The sequence below is a fragment of the Knoellia sp. B-D-2 genome (assembly GCF_057714695.1).
Window position 1 is genome coordinate 1,757,315 of sequence record NZ_CM173189.1, and the last position, 20,495, is coordinate 1,777,809.

The following is a 20,495-nucleotide window of genomic DNA, read 5'->3' on the forward strand; positions in this document are numbered from 1 at the left end:
TAGGGTGGTGCCGGTGACTCGTCCCGCCGGCCCGGACCGCCCGCTCATCGCCCTCTGGGAGCGGCACCGCCGCTACCGGGGCCGGCTCGTGGCCGCCGTGACGATGTCCACGGTCAACAAGGTCGCCGACGTCGTGCCGGAGCTGCTCATCGGGGCAGCGGTGGATGTCGTCGTCCGGGGCGACGACTCGTTCGTGGGCTCGGTGCTCGGCATCGAGTCGCGCTACACCCAGCTCGCGTGGCTCGCCGCGATCAACGTCGTCGTCTGGGTCATCGAGTCGCTCTCGCAGTACGTCGCCGACGTGCTCTGGCGGGGACTGGCCCAGGGGATCGAGCACGACCTCCGGGTGGAGGCATACGACCACGCGCAGCACCTCGACATGTCGTGGCACGAGGGCCGGGCGAGCGGCACCACGTTGGCCACACTCAACGACGACGTGAACCAGCTCGAGCGGTTCCTCGACGTCGGTGCTGCCGCGATCCTCCAGACCGTGCTCAACGTGCTGCTCGTCGGGGCCGTCTTCGCCGCGGCCAGCGGTCAGCTCTTCGTGCTCGCGTTCCTGCCCATTCCGGTGGTCATCGCCGGGTCGCTGCTCTTCCAGCGTCGGCTGGAGCCGCTGTACGCGCGGGTCCGGGAGACGGTGGGGGACCTCTCGGGTGCCCTGAGCGCCAACCTCGCCGGCATCGCCACCATCAAGGCGTTCACTGCCGAGTCACGCGAGCGGGACCGGATCGCGGTCCTCTCCACGGCCTACCGGGAGGCCAACGTCGACGCAATCCGCTCGAGCGCCGCGTTCGTCCCCCTGGTCCGGATGGCGATCCTCGCTGGCTTCACCTGCACGCTGCTCTTCGGCGGGTGGGCGACCCTGCGTGGTGACCTCGAGATCGGCCTGTACTCCGTGCTCGTCTTCATGACCCAGCGGCTGCTCTGGCCGCTCACCGAGGTGGCGACGGTGCTCGACCTCTACCAGCGCGGGCGGGCGTCGGCGGGCCGGATCCTGCGGCTGCTCGACGAACCGGTCACCGTCCCGGCGGGGACGGATGCCCTGCAGCGTCCGGTCCGGGGGGCCGTGGAGCTGAGGGGGGTGCGCGCCGGGTACGGAGAGGGGCCGGTGGTCCTCCACGGCCTCGACATGGTGATCCCGGCGGGAGAGACCCACGCGATCGTCGGCGCGACCGGGTCGGGGAAGTCCACCCTGCTGCGCCTCGTGCTCCGCTTCGACGACCCCCGGGAGGGGGCGGTCCTCCTCGACGGGCGCGACGTGCGTGAGCTCGACTGGGACTCGCTGCGGGGCTCGATGGGCTACGTCGCCCAGGACGTCTACATCTTCTCGGGGTCGGTCGCCGACAACATCGCCTACGGGCGTCCCGACGCCAGCCGGGCCGAGATCCGCGCCGCGGCGGTCGCGGCGGCCGCCGTGGACTTCATCGACGCGCTGCCCGACGGGTTCGCGTCGCACCTGGGCGAGCGCGGGGTCAACCTCTCGGGCGGCCAGCGCCAGCGCGTGGCGCTGGCCCGCGCCCTCCTGCGCGACCCGGCCGTGCTCGTCCTCGACGAGGCCACGAGCGCGGTCGACAACGAGACCGAGGCCGCCATCCAGGCATCACTGCGCCGCGCGACCCTCGATCGGACCGCGATCGTCGTCGCCCACCGGCTCTCGACGGTGCGGCACGCGCACCGCATCTGGGTCCTGGACGACGGCCGGGTGGCCGAGTCCGGAACCCACGAGGGACTGCTGGCCGCCGGGGGCATCTACGCGTCACTGTGGAAGGTGCAGACCGGGGAGCTCTGATCGGCCCACGTGCTGGCGCGCCCCCGTCGCGCGCCGGTGCATGTGCTGGACTTCCGGCATGGAGCACAGCGCAGTCGTCCTCGTCGCCCACGGCACCCGGGATGCCCGCGGGGCCGACACCGTGCGGCGGCTGGCGGCGCGCGTCGCCGACGCCGTGCCGGCGCAGGAGGTGCGTCTGGCCTACGTCGACGTGCAGGAGCCGCTCGTCGGCGAGGTCCTCGACGACCTGATGACCCGGCACGACGCGGTGCTCGTCGTGCCGCTGCTGCTCAGCCGGGGCTTCCACGTCGACGTCGACATCGCGCAGGCCGTCGCTGCGCACCCGGGCTCGCGCGTCGTGGCCCAGCTGGGGCCGGACCCGCTCCTCGCCGAGCGCATGGTGCAGGGCCTCGAGGCCGCCGGCGTGCCCTCGACCGCGCACGTCGTCATGGCGGCGGCCGGCTCGAGCCGGGCGGAGGCGGCCGAGGACGTCGAGGTCGCAGCAGACCAGCTCGACGAGCGGTGGGACGGTGCGGTGACGGTCGCGTACGCCGCGGGCACCGCGCCCTCGGTCCCCGACGCGGTGGCCGCCGCCCGGGCCGGCGGTGCGACGTCGGTCGCCGTCGCGGCCTACCTGCTGGCGGAGGGCTTCTTCCACGACCGCCTGGCCGACGCGGGAGCGGACCACGTCACCGCGCCCATGGGCGACGACGACGCGGTCCTCGCCGTCATCCTGTCCCGCCTCACCACCGCCTGACCCCCGGGCTGACCCCGGCTCAGCCCGCCGGGAGGTCGTGGGCGACGGCGTGGTGCGGCTCGTAGAGCATCATGTCGTCGGCGCCGGGCACGGTCATGAAGACGAGGACCCCGAACCCCCGGTCGACCGGGTCGGTCGTGAACTCCGCCCCCCGCGAGCGGAGCTCGTCCATGGTCGCGGCGAGGTCGTCGCACATGAGCGAGATGGAGTGGTGCCTCGGCGCGTGGTCGCCGCCCTCACCCGACGTCGGGTGCACGCCCAGCTCGCTCGGGCCGGAGCGGAAGATGGGCCACTCGGCTTCGCCCTCCGCGACCTCGTCCGCGGCCGACGGCCACCGCAGGACGTCGCGGAAGAAGGCTCGGGTCGCCGTGGCGTCGTCCGAGTAGACCAGGGTGTGGACCGCGGTGATCATCCCTCCACGGTAGGCCGGTCGGACCGCCTGCGGCAGGTCCTTGACGCGATGCCGCTCAGGTCGTGATGTCGCGGTGCCAGGACTCGGTCCGGTACACCGTGCCCCACCCCATCGAGACGTAGAGCCCGTTCGCCCCGGTGGGGGAGTCGTCGTCGACCTCGAGCCCCACTCGGTTGTGGCCCCGCTGCGCAGCGTCCCGGATCACGGTGTGGAGCAGGGCCTTGGCGACGCCCCGACCCCGGGAGAGGCGGTGGACGCCGATGTAGTCGACGTAGGAGCCGAACGCGCCGGACGCGTCGGACGCGTCGGGCGGGAGGATCGTCGCGACGAGCGCGCCGCCGGGCACGACCTCACCGTCGACCTCGAGCTCGGCGATCCACCAGTGGTCCCAGCGGTGGCCGGGGTCCTCGCGCAGCCGTGACAGGAACTCCGGGAAGGACTCGCGGTAGCTGTTGAAGTGGTCGGCGAACGACTCCTCGAGCATCCGGTGCACCGTCTGCAGGTCGGCGGCGACCGGCAGCCCGTTGTCGTGCTTGCGGACCCGTCGGATCGTCACGCCTTCCCGCGGCCCGGGGAGCGCCCCGGCCTCGGCCTCCTCGGGCCGCACTGGCCTCGACATCTGCAGCCACGACCGCGTGTGGCGGTAGCCGGCGGCCGAGAGCCACCGGCGCTGGCGCTCGTCGTCGGCGTACGCGCCGGAGTCGAGCTGGGTGCCGGACAGGTCCCGGCCGCCGGCGATGACGCGTCCCGCCTGCTCCGACCAGGCGAACAGGGTGGTCGCCAGCGCGTCGGCGAGCGTCTCGTCGAGGGCCTCGTCGACGAGCACCTCGACGAGTGTGCGCCCGGCCGCGCGGTCGTGGATCGAGACCCAGGCGACGACCCTGCCGTCGGCGTCGGCCACGACGGCCTGGTGGCGCGTCCACGACCCGGTGCCGGCGACGTTGCTCTCGACCGTGTCGGAGTCGACGGAGCCGGACCCCTTGACCGCCCGCTGGTGCGCCTCGGACAGGGCGACGAGGGCGGCCACGTCGTCGCGCGAGGGCACGCGCGCGACCCAGCCGGCCGGCATACCGGAGAGGTCGGGCAGGCCGGACTGGTGCGGCGGGATCTCGGTCTCGGACAGCGGGTCCGGGGTCGCGGCGCTCACGCGATCGGCCCGCCGGTCGCGACGAGCGGGACGAGGTCGGCGATCGAGTCCATCACCGCGGTCGGCCGGTACGGGAAGTGCTCCACCTGGGCGGGGGTGGTCGACCCGGTGAGGACGAGGACGGTGCGCAGCCCCGCCTCAAGACCCGACACGACGTCGGTGTCCATGCGGTCGCCGATCATCACCGTCGACTCGGAGTGGGCGTCGAGGCGGTTGAGGGCGCTGCGCATCATGAGCGGGTTCGGCTTCCCGACGTAATAGGGCTGGCGGCCGGTCGCGGTCGAGATGAGCGCGGCGACCGACCCGGTCGCGGGGAGGATGCCCTCCGGGGACGGACCACTGACGTCCGGGTTGGTCGCGATGAACCGGGCGCCCTTCTCGATGAGCCGGATCGCCTGGGTGATCTGCTCGAAGGAGTAGGTGCGCGTCTCGCCGAGCACGACGTAGTCCGGCTTGCGGCTCGTGAGGATGTAGCCGACGTCGTGCAGCGCCGTGGTGAGGCCGGCCTCGCCGACGACGTAGGCCGTGCCCTGCGGCCGCTGGTCCGCGAGGAACTGCGCCGTCGCCATGGCCGAGGTCCAGATCGCCTTCTCCGGGACGTCGATGCCGCTCGCGAGGAGGCGCGCGCGCAGGTCGCGGGCCGTGTAGATCGAGTTGTTGGTGAGGACGAGGAAGGGGCGGCCGGCGCTCTGCAGCGCTGCGAGGAAGTCCGCGGCTCCGGGGATCGCGTGCTCCTCGTGCACGAGGACGCCGTCCATGTCGGTGAGCCAGGTCTCGATCGCCGGTCCGGTCACTGCGATGCCTCTGTCATGGCGCCATTGTCGCGCCTTACGGTGGAGTCATGGCGCAACCGACCGCACACCGCACCGAATCCGACACGATGGGCAGCATCGAGGTCCCTGCCGAGGCCTACTGGGGGGCGCAGACCCAGCGCAGCATCGAGAACTTCGACATCGGCCGCGACACTTTCGTCTGGGGCCGCCCGATGATCCGCGCGCTCGGCATCCTCAAGAAGGCTGCGGCACTGGCGAACGGTGAGCTCGGTGAGCTCCCCGCCGACGTGGCCGACCTCGTGGCGCGCGCCGCCGACGACGTCATCTCCGGCTCGCTCGACGCCCAGTTCCCGCTCGTCGTGTTCCAGACCGGCTCCGGCACGCAGTCCAACATGAACGCCAACGAGGTCGTGTCCAACCGCGCCATCGAGCTCGCGGGCGGCGAGCGCGGCTCCAAGACCCCGGTCCACCCCAACGACCACGTCAACCGCGGCCAGTCGAGCAACGACACCTTCCCGACGGCGATGCACATCGCCGTCGTGCTCGAGGTCGTCGAGCGGCTCGAGCCCGCCGTCGCGGAGCTGCGCGCGGTCCTCGACGAGAAGCGGACGGCATACGCCGACGTCGTCATGGTCGGGCGCACCCACCTCCAGGACGCGACCCCGGTGACGCTCGGGCAGGTCTTCGGCGGCTGGGTCGCGCAGGTCGACGAGGCGATGCTCGCGCTGTCGTATGCCGTCGAGTCGGCTCGTGCGCTCGCCATCGGTGGCACGGCGGTCGGCACCGGGCTCAACGCCCACCCCCGGTTCGGGGCGCTCGCGGCGGAGAAGATCGCGGCCGAGACCGGGCAGGCGTTCCGGCAGGCGCCCGACCTCTTTGCAGCGCTGTCGGCCCACGACGCCCTCGTCGGGGTGAGCGCCGGGCTGCGCACGCTCGGCGGTGTGCTCATGAAGGTCGCCAACGACGTGCGCTGGTACGCGTCCGGCCCGCGCAACGGCCTGGGCGAGCTGCGGATCCCCGAGAACGAGCCGGGCTCCTCGATCATGCCGGGCAAGGTCAACCCGACCCAGGCCGAGGCGCTGACGATGGTGGCGACGCGGGTGTTCGGCAACGACGCGACCGTGGCGTTCGCCGGGTCGCAGGGCAACTTCCAGCTCAACGTCTACAAGCCCGTGATGGCGCACGCGGTGCTCGAGTCGATCCGGCTCCTCGCCGACGGGTGCCGGTCGTTCACGGCGCACTGCGCCCGCGGGATCGAGCCGAACGCCGAGCGGATCGAGGCCAACCTGTCGAGCAACCTCATGCTCGTCACGGCGCTCAACCGCCACATCGGCTACGACAAGGCGGCGGCCATCGCCAAGAACGCCCACAAGCAGGGGCTGAGCCTGCGCGAGTCGGCGCTCGCGTCGGGTCACGTCACCGGCGAGCAGTTCGACGAGTGGGTCGTCCCGGAGGACATGACCCACCCCTGAGCCGGCGCGGGTCCGTCCTGGTTGCGGGCGGTGTGGGCGGTGCGGTCGGTCAGGCCAGGGTCCAGCGGATCGCCGGGGGCCGGACCGCCGCGCACACCGGCTCGCCGCCGGCGTCGGTGAGCGGGAGGCGGGCCTCGAGGGTCGCGCCCGGGCGGGCCGTCGCCATCTCGGCCGGGTCGAGGACGCCGAGCATGAGCTTGGCACGGCGGGCCGTGACGAACCCCGAGCCGCCGTCGTGGCCCCAGCAGAGGTAGAGGAACCGGTCGCCGCGTCGGCCCTGCACCCACGGCCCGCGGTAGTCGACGCCGGCGGGGGTGAGGACGACGTCCAGGTCGGCCTCGAAGGTCATCTGCGAGCCCGCGACCGGGTGGGGTGCGACGACCTCGCGCCCACGCTGCAGGCCGACGAGGACCTCGTGGCCCGCGACGACCGGCGGCGGCAGCGAGGTACCCACGATGCGCACGTCCATTCCGCCATCCTGCCCGTGACACGAGCCGCTGTGGGGGCGCCGCCGCCGACTAGGTTGATCGCCATGAACTTCACCGCTCCCTCACCCCACGCCGGCATGGGCGCCGTCCCGGTCGAGGGCGGCGTGACCTTCCGGGTGTGGGCTCCGCACGCCACGCGGCTGTGGGTCATCGGCGACTTCAACGGGTGGGACAGCGGCGCGAACCCCCAGCTCGAGCGCGACGGCGACGGCTCGTCCGACCTGTGGTCGGTGCACGTGCCCGGCGCCATGCCCGGTCAGGAGTACCAGTTCCAGCTCGACACCGGCTCCGAGGTCGTGTGGCGCGCCGACCCCTACGCGCGCCAGATGACGAGCTCCGTCGGCAACTGCGTCATCTACGACTCCCACTCCTTCGACTGGGGCGACAACAACTTCCGTATGCCGGACTGGGACGACGTCGTCATCTACGAGCTCCACGTGGGCACCTTCTCCGGCGACGGCCAGAAGCGCGGGAGCTTCGACTCGGCGATCGGCCGGCTGGAGCACCTGCGCGACCTCGGGGTCTCGGTCATCCAGGTCATGCCGCCGTTCGAGTACGCCGGCGACATCTCGTGGGGCTACAACCCGAGCCACCTGTTCGCCGTGGAGTCCGGCTATGGCGGCCCCGACGCCTTCAAGCAGTTCATCCGCGCGGCGCACGAGCAGGGGATGGCCGTCATCGTCGACGTCGTCCACAACCACATCGGCCCCTCGGACCTCGACCTGTGGCGCTTTGACGGCTGGCACGAGGGCGAGGGCGGCGGCATCTACTTCTACAACGACCACCGGGCCGACACCCCGTGGGGAGCGACGCGGCCGGACTACGGGCGAGCGGAGGTGCGGGGGTTCCTGCGGGACAGCGCGATGCTCTGGCTCGAGGAGTTCCACTGCGACGGGCTGCGGTTCGACGCGACCAACTACATCCGCTCCGTCACCGGCGGCACCTGGGACGACGGGGCGGCCATCCCCGACGGCGCCGACTACCTCGGCTGGCTCACGGGCGAGATCCGGGCCAGCCAGCCGTGGAAGCTCCTCATCGCCGAGGACCTCCAGGACGACCCCGCGGTCATCGCCTCCCCGGACGAGGGCGGGCTCGGCTTCCACGCCCAGTGGGACGCCGGCTTCGTCCACCCGGTGCGCAAGGCGCTCACCGAGCTGAGCGACGAGCACCGGGACATGGCGGCGGTCGCCGTGGCCGTCGTCGGCGAGGGCCGTGGCCCGTCCGGCTCGCGGGTCATCTACACCGAGTCGCACGACGAGGTCGCCAACGGCAAGACGCGGCTGCCCGAGGCGGTCGCCCCCGGCGACGCCGACTCCTGGGCGGCCAAGAAGCGGGCCGCGCTCGGCTTCGTCACCGTGATGTGCGCCCCGGGCCTGCCCATGCTGTTCCAGGGGCAGGAGTTCCTCGAGGACCGGTGGTTCGACGACTCCGTCGCGCTCGACTGGGGCAAGTTCGACCTCCACTCCGGCATCGTCGCGCTGCACCGGGACCTCATCCGGCTGCGCCGCAACGCCGACGGCGTGAGCCGCGGGCTGCGCGGCGCCGGGATCCACCCGCTCCGCGTGGACGACGAGGCCAAGATCATCGCCCTGCACCGCTGGGCCGAGGGTGGCGTGCACGACGACACGGTGGTCGTCCTCAACTTCTCCACCGCGTCCCACCACGAGCTCGCGGTGGGGCTCCCGGCGCCGGGGCACTGGAAGGTCCGGTTCAACTCGGACTCGCCGCACTACGCGCCGGAGTTCGGGGGCCACGACGCCTTCGACGTGGAGGCGGACGGGCCGGCGATGGACGGCTGCGACCAGAGCGCCACCCTCATGCTCGGCCCCTACAGCGCCGTCGTCCTCACCCGCGAGTCCTGACCCCCCGCCCACCCGCCCCGCCGCGAGGCGCGCGGGTGCAACGTCAGCGCCAACGGTCGCTCTAGCGACCCTTGGCGCTGACGCTGCGAGGGGAGGGGAGCGCGGGTGGGGGGGTGGGGGGGTGGGGGGGGTCAGTCGGTGACGTGGGCGTCGGCGACCTCGAGCGCCGAGTCGAGGATCTCCAGGCCCTGGCGCATCTCGTCGGCGGTCGTCGTGCACGGCGGCACGACGTGCGTCCGGTTGAAGTGGACGAACGGCCAGAGGCCACCCTTGCGGCACGCCGCCGCGAACTCGTTCATCGGTCCGGCGGAGGCCCCGGAGGCGTTGAACGGGACCAGCGGCTCGCGGGTCTCGCGCGATCGCACCAGCTCGACGGCATACATGAAGCCGACACCGCGGACCTCGCCCACGCTGGGGTGGCGCTCCGCGATGGCCTCCAGCCCGGGCCGCAGGACCGTCTCCTCGACGCCGCGCACGTGCTCGAGGATGCCCTCGTCGCGGAAGATGCCGATGGAGGCCACCGCCGAGGCGCAGGCGAGCGGGTGCCCCGAGTAGGTCAGCCCGCCGGGGTAGGGCCGGTCGGCGAAGGTCGCCGCGATGGCGGCCGAGATCACCACCCCGCCGAGCGGGACGTAGCCCGAGTTCACGCCCTTGGCGAAGCAGATGAGGTCGGGGGTGACGTCCCAGCGGTCGACCGCGAACCACTCGCCGCACCGGCCGAACCCGGCCATGACCTCGTCGGCGATGAAGACGATCCCGTGCTCGTCGCAGATCCGGCGCACCCCCTCGAGGTAGCCGTCCGGCGGCACGAGCACGCCGTTGGTGCCGACGACGGTCTCGAGCATGATCGCGGCGATCGTTCCCGGGCCCTCGACCATGATCGTGTCGCGCAGGTGCTGCAGGGCGCGCTCGCACTCCTCCGCCTCGGTGCTCGCGTGGAACGCGGACCGGTAGAGGTAGGGGCCCCAGAAGTGGACGATCCCGGGGATCGACGGCTCGGAGCCCCAGCGGCGGGGGTCGCCGGTGGCCGCGATGGCCCCGGCCGTCGCGCCGTGGTAGCTGCGGTAGGTCGTCAGCACCTTGTGGCGACCGGTGTGCAGCCGGCCCATCCGCATCGCGTTCTCGGTCGCCTCGGCCCCACCGTTGGTGAAGAAGACCGCGTCGAGGTCGCCGGGGGCGAGCTCGGCGATGAGCCGGGCCGCCTCGGAGCGCGACTCGTTGGCGAAGGCCGGCGACACGGTGAGCAGCCGCGCGGCCTGCTCCTGGATGGCGGCGACGAGCCGGGGGTGCTGGTAGCCGATGTTGACGTTGACGAGCTGGCTCGAGAAGTCGAGGTAGCGGGTGCCGTCGGCGGTCCAGAAGTGCGAGCCCCGGGCCCGCGTGATCTCGGCCGGGGAGATCTGTGCCTGCGCGGACCAGGAGTGGAAGACGTGCCTGCGGTCGGCAGCGGCCGTGGGGGTGGGGGTGCTGGGGGCGAGGGGGCTCGGCGTGGTCACCTTCGCCAGCATAGGAGGACCGGTTGGGCGCGGCGCGTGTCACATGGTTGATTTCTGTTCAAACCCCGTCCACCTCGCTAGGGTGTACACCAGCCGGGCGCGCGTCGTGAATCCCTGTACCGACGCGCGCCCGTGGCGTGTCCCCGTGCATGTCTCCGTCAGGTGCCGGCGCTGCCCGTGGATGAACTCCGGGCCCTCGCGTGTTGACCCCCGTGAAGCACACGACCTTGACCCCGCTCCAGAGGAGATTCCTGCATGTCCACCGTCGAGCTGACCGCCGAGACGTTCGAGAAGACCGTGACAAGCAACGACATCGTGCTCGTCGACTTCTGGGCCGAGTGGTGCGGCCCGTGCAAGCGGTTCGCCCCGGTCTTCGAGGAGTCCTCGAAGAAGCACCCCGACGTCGTCTTCGCCAAGATCGACACCGAGGCCGAGCAGCAGCTCGCGGCCGCTGCGCAGATCACGTCGATCCCGACGCTCATGGCCTTCCGCGACTCGATCCTCGTCTTCTCGCAGCCCGGAGCCCTCCCCGGCCCGGCCCTCGAGGGCATCATCGAGCAGATCAAGGACCTCGACATGGACGACGTCCGCGCCAAGGTCGCGAGCCAGGCCGCGCAGCCCGAGGCCTGAGCCGCGGGGGTCCCGGCTGGTTGGATGACCGGGTGCCCCTCACCTATGCCGCGCTCGGAGACTCGTATGCCGCAGGCGTCGGGGGAGGTGGCCGGCGCGGCGAGTGCTGGCGCACCGTCGGCGGCTACCCGGTGCTCGTCGCGCAGGCCCTCGGGCAGGACCTCGCACACCACGCCTGCCTCGGAGCGACCGTCGCCGACGTCGAGCGCGACCAGCTCGGAGGGCTGGGCCCCGACACCACGCACGTCTCGCTCACCGTCGGCGGCAACGACGTCGGCTTCGTGCCGGTGCTCGTGGAGTGCGCCAAGCCGTCCTGGATGGTCGACTCCGACGCCGTCATCGACGCCGCCTTCGCCGTGCTCACCGGGGAGCTGCCCGGCCGGCTGAGCCGGGTCGTGGCGCGGGTCCGCGAGCTGGCCCCGGGTGCGGAGCTGGTCGTCACGGCATACCCCGTGCTGTTCAACGGCGAGGACTGCAACGCGCTGACGTTCTTCAGCCCGCACGAGATGGACCGCCTGGAGCGGGGGGTCGGCGACCTCACCGACGTCATCGGCCGCGCTGCGGGCGCGGGCGGCGCGGCGTTCGTCGACCCCCGCGCCACGTTCGCCGACCACGCGGTCTGCGACGACGACGAGTGGCTCAGCGGCGTCTCGTGGCCGCTCGAGGAGTCCTACCACCCCAACCCGGAGGGTCACACGGCCTACGCGCGGCTCGTGCTCGAGGCGTTCGGTGCCCCCGGCGACCTCTCCCGCCCGCCCGGTGAGGTGGTGGTGCAGGAGGGGCCGCAGCGACCCGGGACGGCACCGACCTTCAGCCTGCCGGACCTGCTGTCCCGGCAGAGCCTCGACGGCGCCCTGCGCCACGGGCTCGACCCGGAGCGGGTGGCCGGCCTCGCTCGGCGGGCGGCTCATCCCGCCATCGGCCCGGAGGCTGCGGCCGCGAGCGCGGAGCTCCACGAGCTCGACCGGCTCGTCCGCGAGCGCCTCGGGAGATGAGTCAGCGCCGAACCGATGGCCGGTTCAGCGCTGGGGCGCCGTGGGGCGCGGGGTGGAGCTCGTCGTGCGGTGGCGTCAGATCGAGCGGTGGTGCTGCTGGAACTGCTGGGCCACCATGAGCTCGTGGCTGGCGCGGGTCTGGTCCATGTCGACCGTGGTGGACCAGCCCGAGGTGCCCTGGCGACGGAAGCTGCGGAGGCGGTCGGCGATGCGGTGGGCGGTGGAGAGGGTCTGCGTACGGGGGATCATGTCTCAATGATGCAGCCTTCAACTCCTTAGCACAACGTGATCTTACTAAGTAGTAGTTAAGTGTCACTGTAGGATAGGGGCATGCTCGACCCCCACCGCCTCCGCGTCTTCCGGGCCGTCGTCGGCAGCGGCTCGGTCCAGGCCGCCGCCGACAACCTCGGCCTCACCTCGAGCGCGGTGAGCCAGCACCTCAGCGCCCTCGCCCGGGAGACCGGGCTCGTGCTCTTCCAGCGCCAGGGGAGGGGCATCACGCCCACCGCGGCCGGGCTCGAGCTCGCGGCCCAGAGCGAGGAGGCGATGAGCCAGTGGGGTCGGCTCGACGCGGTCGTCGGCGACCTGCGGGAGGGCCGCAGCGGCCGGCTCACGGTCGGCTACTTCAGCTCGGCCGGCTCGGCGTGGATGCCCGAGCTCGTGAAGAGCCTCACCGCACAGCTGCCCGACCTCACCGTGGACCTCGTCCTCACCGAGGTGACGGGCCGCAACGTCACCCCCGACATCGACATCGTCATCGACCCGCCGGACGGGGGTGGGCGGGCCGGCTACCGGCACGTGCCGCTCGCCAGCGACCCGTTCGTCGCCGTCGTTCCGGTCGAGCACGAGCTCGCGTCCGCCCGGGCGGTGAGCCTGGCGGACCTGCGCGGGCAGACCTGGGTGTCCAACGACCTCATCGGCAGCCTCGGGCACCGGATCGTCGTGTCCACCTGCGCCGCGGCGGGCTTCACCCCCCGGTTCGCGGTCCAGGCCCAGGAGCACCACTCGGCGATCCAGTTCGTTGCGGCGGGTGTGGGGATCTCGGTGATGCCGCGCCTCGCCGCCCGGGCGCTGCCGCGGGAGGTCACCCGGCTGCGGATCACCGAGCCGACCCCGGTGCGCCACATCTCGGCGCTCGTGCGCGAGACCGGACGGCCGAACCCCGCCGCCGAGCACCTGCTCGAGATGCTCCTCGACCTCAACACGCACCCGTCACGGCGCGGACGCCCCGTCGCGGGGTGACCCGGGAGTGTCGGCGGCCCCGGACAGGGTGTGCCGTTGACTACAGTGTGTGACGCACAGTAATGTGTCTGGCATGGACGAGGACCTGGTCGCGGGACACCTGCAGGAGCTGCGGCGCGGCACCATCGTGCTCGCCTGCCTCACGACCCTGGCCCGGCCGCACTACGGCTACGGGCTGCTCGAGACCCTCGCCGAGGCGGGGTTCGAGGTCGACGGCAACACCCTCTACCCCCTGCTGCGCCGCCTCGAGAAGCAGGGGCTGCTCACGAGCCAGTGGAACACCGACGAGGCCAGGCCGCGCAAGTTCTACCGGGTGAGCCCGGACGGCGCCCGGATGCTCGACCAGCTCATGACCGAATGGCGGTCGCTCGACCGGGCGATCGGTGCCCTCGACGGAGGAGAAGGACGATGACGACGACGACCCTGACCGACCGCTACGTCTGGACGGTCACCCGCCACCTCCCCGACGACACCGGGCCCGACGTCGCCCGCGAGCTGCGCGCGACGATCGCCGACGCCGTCGACGCCAAGGTGGACACCGGGGAGGAACCGGCGCTGGCCGAGCAGGAGGTGCTCTCGGACCTCGGCGACCCCGACGTCCTGGCCCGCACCTACGGTGGGCGGCCGGCATACCTCATCGGTCCGGGCGTCTACCCCGACTACGTGCGGCTCATGCGGATCCTGCCGGTCATCGTGCTCCCGCTCGTCCTCGTCGGGAGCTTCGCGGCACGGGTGGTCTCGACGGGGGAGAGCTGGGGGCAGATCCTGCTCGACGCGTTCCTGCTCGTGCTGTCGGTCGGGGTGCACCTCGCGTTCTGGGTCACGCTGACCTTCGCCGTCATCGAGTGGTCCCGGCCCGAGGCCGAGCGCGACCGCCCGCTCAGCGAGTGGAAGCCCGACCAGCTCACGACCGAGGTGCCGTGGCGCAGCGTCGGCCTCGGCGAGACGGTGACCTCGGTCGTGTTCTCGGTGGCGATGGCGGCGCTCGTCGCGTGGCAGTTCTCCGGCGTCTCGGGGAACGCCGTGCAGGTGCTCAACCCCGACCTGGACGCCATCTGGAAGATCGCGCTCGTCGGGCTGTTCGTCGTCGACGCCGTGCTGGCCGTGGCCGTCCGGCGGGTCGGGCGCTGGACCCCGACACTGGCGGCCGTCAACGTCGCGAGCAACGCGGCCGCGGCAGTCCTGCTGCTCTGGCTGCTCTCGCGCGACGAGCTGCTCACCGACCTGCCGACGGTGCTGGGCGAGCGGTTCGGCTGGTCGACCGACTGGTCCGTGCCTGCGGCTCTCGTCGCCGCGATCATCGTCGTCATCACGGTGTGGGACGGCACGGAGGCGGTCGTCAAGGCCCGCCGCTCGGTCAGGGCCGGGCGTGGGGTGGGCGCAGGACCCGTGTCTCGATGACCGCGTCGAGGCCGATCGGCCCGTAGACGTGCGGGAACGTCTCGCCGGTCGCGGGGTCGCCGACCTCGCGCACCAGCGGCGACTCGAGGAGCTCGGGGTCGACGGTGAGCAGGAGCAGCTCGTGCGGCACGCCGGCGTAGTACCTCGTCAGCACCCCGTCGAGCTGGGCCGGGTCGCAGCAGTGGATGAACCCCTCCTCCGCCAGGCTCCGGCCGAGGGTCGACTCGGTGAACGACCCCTCCTCGACCGCGCGTGCCCAGGTGTCCGGGGAGGTGACGTGGTGGATGCGCCCGTCGCCGATGACGCTCATCTGCCGGTGCCCTCGTCGTTCGCCATGGAAGCCATGGAAGCCAACCTATGGCGCGGCATACAGTCGCGGCCATGACGATCCGCGAGGCCACGCCGGCCGACGTCCCGGCCATCCTGCAGCTCGTGCACGACCTCGCCGCGTACGAGAAGGAACCGGACAAGGTGCTGGCGACGCCGGCCCACTTCCATGCCGTGCTCTTCCCGGAGACCGGCACCCCCACGACGTTCGCGCACGTCGCCGAGGTCGACGGGGAGGTCGTCGGGATGGCGGTCTGGTACCTCACCTTCTCGACGTGGACCGGCGTCAACGGCATCTGGCTCGAGGACCTGTTCGTCCAGCCCGGGCGGCGCGGCAGCGGCCTCGGGCGCGCGCTGCTGGCCACCCTCGCGCGCACCTGCGTGGAGCGCGGCTACCAGCGGCTCGAGTGGTGGGTGCTCGACTGGAACGAGCCGAGCATCGGCTTCTACGAGAGCCTTGGTGCCCGGGCGCAGGACGAGTGGACGGTCTTCCGGATGGACGGGGCGGCGCTGGGCGAGCTCGGCGCCTGACCCGGATCGGGCCGGATCGGACCGGATCGGGCCGGATCGGGCCGGATCGGGCCGCCCCGCCGGTCGCAGGGGGCTAGCCTCGCGACTGTGAGAGCCGTCCTGCAGGACCGGTACGGGCCGGTGTCGGGGCTGCGCTGCGGCGAGGTGCCGGTGCCGCAGGTCGCGGCCGATGAGGTGCTCGTGCGCGTGCACGCGGCGTCGGTGCACCCGGACGTGTGGCACGTCGTCACCGGCCGGCCCGCCGTGCTGCGGCTCATGGGCTCCGGGCTGCGCGCACCCAAGGAGCACGTGCCGGGCAGCGACTTCGCGGGCGTGGTGACGGCCGTCGGCGACGACGTGCGCGCGTTCGTCGTCGGCGACGAGGTGTTCGGGGAGTCGCTGCCGAGCATGCAGTGGGTCAACGGCGCGACCTGGGCGGAGTACGTCGCCGTGCAGCAGGAGAGGCTGCTGCCCATGCCCGCCGGGCTGTCCCCCGTCGAGGCGTGCACGCTCCCGACCGCGGGCATCATCGCCCTCCAGTCCGTGCGCGACAACGCCGGCGTCGCCGCCGGTGACCGTGTCCTCGTCAACGGCGCCGCCGGCGGGGTCGGCAGCCTGGCGGTGCAGATCGCCCGGGCCGACGGCGCCACCGTCACGGCCGTGGACGGCCCCGAGAAGCAGGACCTGCTGCGCACCATCGGGGCAGACCACGTCATCGACCACACCCGCGTGGACTTCACCCGGGGCGAGGACCGCTACGACGCGGTCATCGATATCCCCGGCAACCACCCGTTCGCCGCGATCCGGCGCGTCCTCGCCCCCGGGGGCACCTACGTGCTGGTGGGCCACGACCAGTACGGCCGGGAGGGGCGGGCTGTCCTCGGGAGCATCCCGAGGATGTTCGGCCTCATGGCGCGGTCCGCCGTCAGCGACCAGGTCCCGAAGGCGTCGTTCTCGAGCCGGCCGAAGCTGGAGTACCTGCGCGAGCTCGCCGACCTCGCCTCCTCCGGCCGGCTCCGGCCGGTCATCGACCGGACGTTCCCGCTCGAGGAGGCCGCCGCGGCGCTCGAGCACCTGGCCTCGGGTGCCGCCCGGGGGCGCGTGGTCCTCGACGTCGACTCCTGACCGCGTCGCAGCGGCGCGAGACGGACCGAGGGCGGGTGCGCGCCCGGAGCACGCACCCGCCCGGACCGTCGACGACTACAGACCGAGGCAGAACCCGATGTCGTCGTGGGCGTAGTTCTTCTGCCACGGAACGCTGTTGACGATCGACCTGTCGTGGACGTGGAGCTCCACGACGTACCCGCACTGCAGCCAGTCCACGGTGGTGGCCAGCTCCCAGGTCCCGTTCACGACCGGTGACGTCGTCGACGCCGGTGTGTGCGTCGGGTTGGGCGGAGCCAGGCTGGCCGGCAGGGTGTTGAGGCTGAACGAGCCGAAGAACGGGTCGGTCGCCGTGAACGTGCCCTGCACGAGGTCCCCGGGGTTCGCCCGGTTGCAGGACGTGCCGCTCGTGAAGGTGATGTCCGCGCTGGGCGCGGTGTTGTCGATGCGGATGGTGTGCCACGCGGTGACGCCGATCGGGTTCATCGCCGCGTCGACCATCTCCAGCCGGATCTCGTAGCGCCCGTCGACGACGACACCCGAGGTCTGCCATGCCGCGAGCTGCCCGAACGGGTTGAGCGCCGTGGAGAGGTAGGGCGTGAAGCCGGTGGTGGGGTCCGGTGTCCGGGTCACCACGGGGAAGAATCCGGTGACGAAGGGGCCGGTCACGGGGGTCCCGTCGGAGAGGCTGCCCGCGGGGCGCCACATCGCCCGGTACTGACGGCCGGCCGCCGCGAAGGCGTCGTTGGCGTAGGCGTGGACGGTGACGGTTCCGCCGAACGGGCATGGCCGGTCGAGGGCGTCGGCCGGCGAGCCGTACTCGATGAACACGGCGCCGGACGTCGTCAGCCCGCTGGTCACGGTGTCGATGGTCTCCACCGGGATGCGGCCGAGGGCACGGATGTCCGGCCTGTCGGTCGGCGGTCGGCGTCGCGGCGGGATCTCGATGTGGGTCTCCACGGCGTTGCCCCATCGAGGGATGTCGAACGGGTTCGTCGTCGACGGGGGTGTGTTCCACGAGAGGACAGCACGGATCCGGCCGACCTTGGGCTCCTTGCAGCTGCGGGAGTGCGTCGCCGTCCGCGCTGGCACGCCGAGCCAGTAGTTGAGGCCGTCGGCAGGGATCGATGCGTAGTCGTGCACCGCGACCTGGGCGGTGTCGAGGTAGGTCCAGTCGCAGGTGTTGTCGTAGTCGACCCAGAAGGCGACGTACTCGACCGAGCCGTCGCTGCAGGGCGGCCCCGAGAACCCGGAGGGCAGCTTGACCTGGAGCGTCGACACGAGCAGGTCGCGGTTGTAGTCGAGGCCGAGGCAGCTGATCTGCTCGTACGTCGTGTCGCCGTGGTTGTCGTTGAACTCGCCGACGAGCTTCGGGTAGTCGAGGTCGAGGACCGCGAACTCCTTGGCCTGGGCCTGGAGCACCGACTGGTCGAGGAAGCCGGTCTGCTGGGCGGCTGCGAGCATCGGGGCCGCGAACCGGTGCGGCGGCACCTTGCCCCTGTTCGCCACCGTGGCGGCGTGCGCCAACGAGAACGGTGCCGGGTCCGGCTCGGGGATCGGCAGGGGGAGGACGGTGTCGTACCAGTGGGGGATCTTCCCCGGGTCGATCTCCAGGTCCTGGAGGACGTCGCGGAAGAGGCGGCGGCTCGGGCGGAGCTGGATGTGACGGTCGAGCCGGTTGCCCCAGATGGGGTTCCAGCCTGGCTGGTTGGCCGGTGGCTGGACCTGCCACGACAGGATGGCACGCACGAGCGGCAGGACCGGTCGCGAGCACCGCTGCCTCTGGGGGTCGTTGAGCGGGAACGCGACGGTGTAGACCAGCGGCTTCGTCCGGTCCTTGTGACAGTCGACGGAGTCCGGGATGTCGTGGGCGTTGAAGGACCCGAGGCCGACGTCCTCCCAGCTGGCCCCCTCGTCGTAGGAGAGGTAGAACCGCACCCACTCGGTGCTGCCCGCGAGGCACAGGTCGCCGCCGTAGCCACCGGACAGCTTGACGTGGACGGTCGCCTCGAGGACGTCCGTCGCCGGGTGGAACCCGAGGCAGGTGAGCTCCTCGAAGGCGGTGTCCTGGACGATCTCGAGCTCCTGCCCGAACCCGGTGTCCTCGAGGTTGCCGAAGTAGTTCGGGTTGGCGGCCAGGAGCGTGTGCAGCTCCTGGCGCAGGCGTAGCGACTTCTCGACGTTCTTGTCGTCAGGCATGGGAGTCCCCTCCGGATCACGAGCCGGAGGAGTTCGGTGATGGTCACCGAGGACGCGTTCCTTCGACCGTCACGGAGGAGGAGGATCGAGCCCGGTCGCAGGTACCTGTCTCAGGCGCCGGCGGTGCCCGACGCGAAGGCGTGGCTGGCCGCGACGATGCCGGCGACGACCTCGAGCTCGTCGTCGTCACGCGGACCGAAGAGCATCGTGAAGCCGAGGCCGAGGCGGCTGCCCGCCCACGGGTGCGGGGTGCCCCAGCCGTGGGCGACGACGTCCGCGGCCTGCCGGGGAGGCAGGGCCAGGTGCAGTGACCCGTCGTATGCCGGGTGGAGGTGCGCGAACTCCCGGACCTCCGGGACGAGGAAGGCCTCGTCCGGACCCGACGACGCCCCGAGGACGAGTCCGCGGGCGCCGGGCACGGAGATCCGGGACTCGCCGCTGCTGACGTCGGGGAGGGCGGAGATCCGGTCGAACAGCCGCTCCTGGACCTCGACCGGGGAGGTGTCGGACAGCTGCTGCTGGGGGATGCGCCAGGAGACCTCCGGACGCGCTCCGCGACGGTCGGCGAGCCGCCCGCCGGGCACGGTCGGCCACGCGACGTCGGCGCCACCGGTGGGCCCGGCGACCGGTGAGGGCGTCCCGTGCGTGAGGACGTGGGTGAGGCGCGCGTGCAGCCAGCCGGCGAGCTGCTGCAGCGCGGACGGGGTGATGCCGTGGCCCCCCGGGTCGCGATGCCCCTGGGTGGGGGCGCCCGACTCGGCGTGGAGGTGGCTCCACGTCCGGTCGAGCAGCTCGCGCGGGATGACGGTGTCGCTGTCGCCCTGGGCCACGAAGACCGGCAGCAGCGCCAGGCGGTGGGGAGTGGTCGGCACGCCCGCGTCGAAGGGGAGGGTGCCGTAGAGGATCGCGGCGCCGGCATACCGGGCGGGGTCGGAGAGGACGAGCCCCCCGGCGAACGCGGCGCCACCGCTGAAACCCACGAGCACGACCGGGCGCCCGGCCGGGGCGACCTCGTCGAGCCATCCCCGGAACCACGCCATCGTCGCGGCCAGGGACTCGGCGACGGGGCGGCCGATGCCGCGGTTGGCGAACCAGGCGTACCCGCCGCCCTCGGCGATCGGGGCGCGGACCGCGGCGTACGTCGCTCCCGCGGGGAGGTGTGGCGCGAGCGCGAGGATCTCGCGCTCGTCGGAGCCGCGGCCGTGGAGCAGCACGACGAGGGGCTGCTCGGGGAGGTCCGCACCGTGGAACGCAACGACGGGGGCGCCGAAGGCGGCGGTCATCACGCGTCGACCGAGTCGGGCGCGTCGACCGAGTTGAGCGGCACGAGCTCGGACGCGGTCCGGGTGCCCGCCCACCGGGCGATCTCGCCGTCGAGGTCGAGGCGGTCGATGGGGGCGGAGTTCTCGTACTCGCCCCAGCTCTCGCGCGGCAGCATCCACATGACCTCGAACTCGTTGCCGTCGGGGTCCTGGCCGTAGATGCTCTTCGTCGCACCGTGGCTGGACTCGCCGCCGTAGGCGCCGAGCTCGACCAGGGTGGCGCGGGCCTGCGCCAGCTCCTCGATCGTGTCGACCTGCCACGCGAGGTGGTAGAGCCCGATCGCCCCGCGCTGGCGCGGCGGCTGCGCGCCGACGCCGAAGAGGCCGAGGTCGTGGTGGTTGCCCGAGCGCGGCATCCGTAGGAAGGCTGCGTTGGCGCGTGGCTCCCGCGCGACGACCTCGACGCCGAAGGCGGCCTCGTAGAAGGTGAGGCTGCGCTCGAGGTCGGCGACGAAGAGCACGGCGTGGTTGAGGCGGACGGCGGCGATGGTCATGGGGACTCCCGGGGCAGAGGACGCGTTGGTTGACACTTCAAGTAACTTTGCCAGACCAATTGTTGTTCCGTCAACTAATGACGGCTTCGACCG

Annotated in this window: 21 protein-coding genes; 11 read left to right on the forward strand and 10 right to left on the reverse strand. The window is 72.3% G+C overall.

Going from position 1 to position 20,495, the window contains the following annotated elements; genetic code table 11:
* Positions 1–13: 13 nt before the first annotated feature.
* Complete coding sequence (locus tag AC3EU2_RS08415; protein ID WP_488179253.1) at positions 14–1,792, forward strand: ABC transporter ATP-binding protein; 1,779 nt, start codon at positions 14–16, stop codon at positions 1,790–1,792.
* Positions 1,793–1,850: 58 nt separating this feature from the next.
* Positions 1,851–2,528: a sirohydrochlorin chelatase gene (locus tag AC3EU2_RS08420; protein ID WP_488179254.1), complete on the forward strand. Its 678-nt coding sequence runs from the start codon at positions 1,851–1,853 to the stop codon at positions 2,526–2,528.
* A gap of 19 nt (positions 2,529–2,547) precedes the next feature.
* On the opposite strand, the gene AC3EU2_RS08425 is transcribed toward AC3EU2_RS08420, so the two are convergent.
* Genes AC3EU2_RS08425 through AC3EU2_RS08435 form a run of 3 tightly spaced genes read right to left on the reverse strand, consistent with a single transcriptional unit; the run spans position 2,548 to position 4,845 of the window.
* On the reverse strand, positions 2,548–2,940 hold the full coding sequence (locus AC3EU2_RS08425) for a VOC family protein (RefSeq protein WP_488179255.1): 393 nt from the start codon (positions 2,938–2,940) through the stop codon (positions 2,548–2,550).
* A gap of 55 nt (positions 2,941–2,995) precedes the next feature.
* Positions 2,996–4,087: a GNAT family N-acetyltransferase gene (locus AC3EU2_RS08430; protein WP_488179256.1), complete on the reverse strand. Its 1,092-nt coding sequence runs from the start codon at positions 4,085–4,087 to the stop codon at positions 2,996–2,998.
* Positions 4,084–4,845, reverse strand: a complete 762-nt coding sequence (locus AC3EU2_RS08435; RefSeq protein WP_052112598.1) for an HAD-IIA family hydrolase — start codon at positions 4,843–4,845, stop codon at positions 4,084–4,086. The genes AC3EU2_RS08430 and AC3EU2_RS08435 overlap by 4 nt, the downstream gene beginning before the upstream one ends.
* Before the next feature lie 83 nt (positions 4,846–4,928).
* Between AC3EU2_RS08435 and fumC the strand changes: the two genes are divergently transcribed.
* Complete coding sequence (fumC, locus tag AC3EU2_RS08440; RefSeq protein ID WP_488179257.1) at positions 4,929–6,332, forward strand: class II fumarate hydratase; 1,404 nt, start codon at positions 4,929–4,931, stop codon at positions 6,330–6,332.
* A 49-nt stretch (positions 6,333–6,381) separates the two neighbouring features.
* Here the strand turns inward: fumC and AC3EU2_RS08445 are convergent, their stop codons facing one another.
* Positions 6,382–6,801, reverse strand: coding sequence for a DUF5990 family protein (locus tag AC3EU2_RS08445; protein ID WP_488179258.1), 420 nt, complete (start codon positions 6,799–6,801; stop codon positions 6,382–6,384).
* A 63-nt stretch (positions 6,802–6,864) separates the two neighbouring features.
* On the opposite strand from AC3EU2_RS08445, the gene AC3EU2_RS08450 reads away from it, so the two are divergent.
* Complete coding sequence (locus AC3EU2_RS08450) at positions 6,865–8,682, forward strand: alpha-amylase family glycosyl hydrolase (RefSeq protein ID WP_488179259.1); 1,818 nt, start codon at positions 6,865–6,867, stop codon at positions 8,680–8,682.
* 131 nt (positions 8,683–8,813) lie between these two features.
* Here the strand turns inward: AC3EU2_RS08450 and AC3EU2_RS08455 are convergent, their stop codons facing one another.
* A complete protein-coding gene (locus tag AC3EU2_RS08455) occupies positions 8,814–10,190 on the reverse strand; it encodes an aminotransferase class III-fold pyridoxal phosphate-dependent enzyme (protein WP_488179261.1) in 1,377 nt (458 codons plus the stop codon).
* Positions 10,191–10,433: 243 nt separating this feature from the next.
* On the opposite strand from AC3EU2_RS08455, the gene trxA reads away from it, so the two are divergent.
* Complete coding sequence (trxA, locus tag AC3EU2_RS08460) at positions 10,434–10,808, forward strand: thioredoxin (protein WP_488179262.1); 375 nt, start codon at positions 10,434–10,436, stop codon at positions 10,806–10,808.
* A 32-nt stretch (positions 10,809–10,840) separates the two neighbouring features.
* Positions 10,841–11,803 (forward strand): SGNH/GDSL hydrolase family protein, encoded by a 963-nt coding sequence (locus AC3EU2_RS08465; RefSeq protein ID WP_488179263.1) that lies wholly within the window; start codon positions 10,841–10,843, stop codon positions 11,801–11,803.
* A 75-nt stretch (positions 11,804–11,878) separates the two neighbouring features.
* Here the strand turns inward: AC3EU2_RS08465 and AC3EU2_RS08470 are convergent, their stop codons facing one another.
* A complete protein-coding gene (locus AC3EU2_RS08470) occupies positions 11,879–12,052 on the reverse strand; it encodes a hypothetical protein (protein WP_488179264.1) in 174 nt (57 codons plus the stop codon).
* Between the two features lie 81 nt (positions 12,053–12,133).
* Between AC3EU2_RS08470 and AC3EU2_RS08475 the strand changes: the two genes are divergently transcribed.
* The 3 genes from AC3EU2_RS08475 to AC3EU2_RS08485 all read left to right on the forward strand — a co-directional run bounded on the left by AC3EU2_RS08475 (position 12,134) and on the right by AC3EU2_RS08485 (position 14,446).
* Positions 12,134–13,045, forward strand: a complete 912-nt coding sequence (locus AC3EU2_RS08475) for a LysR family transcriptional regulator (RefSeq protein WP_488179265.1) — start codon at positions 12,134–12,136, stop codon at positions 13,043–13,045.
* 73 nt (positions 13,046–13,118) lie between these two features.
* Complete coding sequence (locus tag AC3EU2_RS08480; protein WP_488179266.1) at positions 13,119–13,457, forward strand: PadR family transcriptional regulator; 339 nt, start codon at positions 13,119–13,121, stop codon at positions 13,455–13,457.
* Positions 13,454–14,446: a hypothetical protein gene (locus AC3EU2_RS08485; protein ID WP_488179267.1), complete on the forward strand. Its 993-nt coding sequence runs from the start codon at positions 13,454–13,456 to the stop codon at positions 14,444–14,446. The genes AC3EU2_RS08480 and AC3EU2_RS08485 overlap by 4 nt, the downstream gene beginning before the upstream one ends.
* Here AC3EU2_RS08485 and AC3EU2_RS08490 read toward each other — a convergent pair.
* Positions 14,403–14,756, reverse strand: a complete 354-nt coding sequence (locus tag AC3EU2_RS08490) for a DUF952 domain-containing protein (RefSeq protein WP_488179268.1) — start codon at positions 14,754–14,756, stop codon at positions 14,403–14,405. The two genes, AC3EU2_RS08485 and AC3EU2_RS08490, sit on opposite strands and share 44 nt — an antisense overlap.
* Before the next feature lie 71 nt (positions 14,757–14,827).
* On the opposite strand from AC3EU2_RS08490, the gene AC3EU2_RS08495 reads away from it, so the two are divergent.
* Together AC3EU2_RS08495 and AC3EU2_RS08500 are read left to right on the forward strand one after the other, a co-directional pair.
* Positions 14,828–15,304, forward strand: coding sequence for an N-acetyltransferase family protein (locus AC3EU2_RS08495; protein ID WP_488179269.1), 477 nt, complete (start codon positions 14,828–14,830; stop codon positions 15,302–15,304).
* 87 nt (positions 15,305–15,391) lie between these two features.
* On the forward strand, positions 15,392–16,408 hold the full coding sequence (locus tag AC3EU2_RS08500) for an NAD(P)-dependent alcohol dehydrogenase (RefSeq protein WP_488179270.1): 1,017 nt from the start codon (positions 15,392–15,394) through the stop codon (positions 16,406–16,408).
* Between the two features lie 75 nt (positions 16,409–16,483).
* On the opposite strand, the gene AC3EU2_RS08505 is transcribed toward AC3EU2_RS08500, so the two are convergent.
* The 3 genes from AC3EU2_RS08505 to AC3EU2_RS08515 all read right to left on the reverse strand — a co-directional run bounded on the left by AC3EU2_RS08505 (position 16,484) and on the right by AC3EU2_RS08515 (position 20,402).
* Positions 16,484–18,586: a hypothetical protein gene (locus AC3EU2_RS08505; RefSeq protein WP_488179271.1), complete on the reverse strand. Its 2,103-nt coding sequence runs from the start codon at positions 18,584–18,586 to the stop codon at positions 16,484–16,486.
* Positions 18,587–18,696: 110 nt separating this feature from the next.
* Positions 18,697–19,869 carry a luciferase domain-containing protein gene (locus AC3EU2_RS08510; protein WP_488179462.1) on the reverse strand — a complete coding sequence of 391 codons (1,173 nt, stop codon included), beginning with the start codon at positions 19,867–19,869 and terminating at the stop codon, positions 18,697–18,699.
* The gene (locus AC3EU2_RS08515; RefSeq protein ID WP_488179272.1) at positions 19,869–20,402 is read right to left on the reverse strand and encodes a VOC family protein; all 534 of its coding nucleotides are present in this window, start codon (positions 20,400–20,402) and stop codon (positions 19,869–19,871) included. The genes AC3EU2_RS08510 and AC3EU2_RS08515 overlap by 1 nt, the downstream gene beginning before the upstream one ends.
* Between the last annotated feature and the right edge of the window lie 93 nt (positions 20,403–20,495).

Coding starts and splice junctions, on each gene's coding strand:
- AC3EU2_RS08490 (WP_488179268.1), bottom strand. CDS start 14,756: ATGAGCGTCATCGGCGACGGGCGCATCCACCACGTCACCTCCCCGGAC.
- AC3EU2_RS08425 (WP_488179255.1), bottom strand. CDS start 2,940: ATGATCACCGCGGTCCACACCCTGGTCTACTCGGACGACGCCACGGCG.
- AC3EU2_RS08475 (WP_488179265.1), top strand. CDS start 12,134: ATGCTCGACCCCCACCGCCTCCGCGTCTTCCGGGCCGTCGTCGGCAGC.
- AC3EU2_RS08450 (WP_488179259.1), top strand. CDS start 6,865: ATGAACTTCACCGCTCCCTCACCCCACGCCGGCATGGGCGCCGTCCCG.
- AC3EU2_RS08510 (WP_488179462.1), bottom strand. CDS start 19,869: ATGACCGCCGCCTTCGGCGCCCCCGTCGTTGCGTTCCACGGTGCGGAC.
- AC3EU2_RS08505 (WP_488179271.1), bottom strand. CDS start 18,586: ATGCCTGACGACAAGAACGTCGAGAAGTCGCTACGCCTGCGCCAGGAG.
- AC3EU2_RS08445 (WP_488179258.1), bottom strand. CDS start 6,801: ATGGACGTGCGCATCGTGGGTACCTCGCTGCCGCCGCCGGTCGTCGCG.
- AC3EU2_RS08480 (WP_488179266.1), top strand. CDS start 13,119: ATGGACGAGGACCTGGTCGCGGGACACCTGCAGGAGCTGCGGCGCGGC.
- AC3EU2_RS08435 (WP_052112598.1), bottom strand. CDS start 4,845: ATGGACGGCGTCCTCGTGCACGAGGAGCACGCGATCCCCGGAGCCGCG.
- AC3EU2_RS08420 (WP_488179254.1), top strand. CDS start 1,851: ATGGAGCACAGCGCAGTCGTCCTCGTCGCCCACGGCACCCGGGATGCC.
- AC3EU2_RS08495 (WP_488179269.1), top strand. CDS start 14,828: ATGACGATCCGCGAGGCCACGCCGGCCGACGTCCCGGCCATCCTGCAG.
- AC3EU2_RS08515 (WP_488179272.1), bottom strand. CDS start 20,402: ATGACCATCGCCGCCGTCCGCCTCAACCACGCCGTGCTCTTCGTCGCC.
- fumC (WP_488179257.1), top strand. CDS start 4,929: ATGGCGCAACCGACCGCACACCGCACCGAATCCGACACGATGGGCAGC.
- AC3EU2_RS08455 (WP_488179261.1), bottom strand. CDS start 10,190: ATGCTGGCGAAGGTGACCACGCCGAGCCCCCTCGCCCCCAGCACCCCC.
- trxA (WP_488179262.1), top strand. CDS start 10,434: ATGTCCACCGTCGAGCTGACCGCCGAGACGTTCGAGAAGACCGTGACA.
- AC3EU2_RS08485 (WP_488179267.1), top strand. CDS start 13,454: ATGACGACGACGACCCTGACCGACCGCTACGTCTGGACGGTCACCCGC.
- AC3EU2_RS08470 (WP_488179264.1), bottom strand. CDS start 12,052: ATGATCCCCCGTACGCAGACCCTCTCCACCGCCCACCGCATCGCCGAC.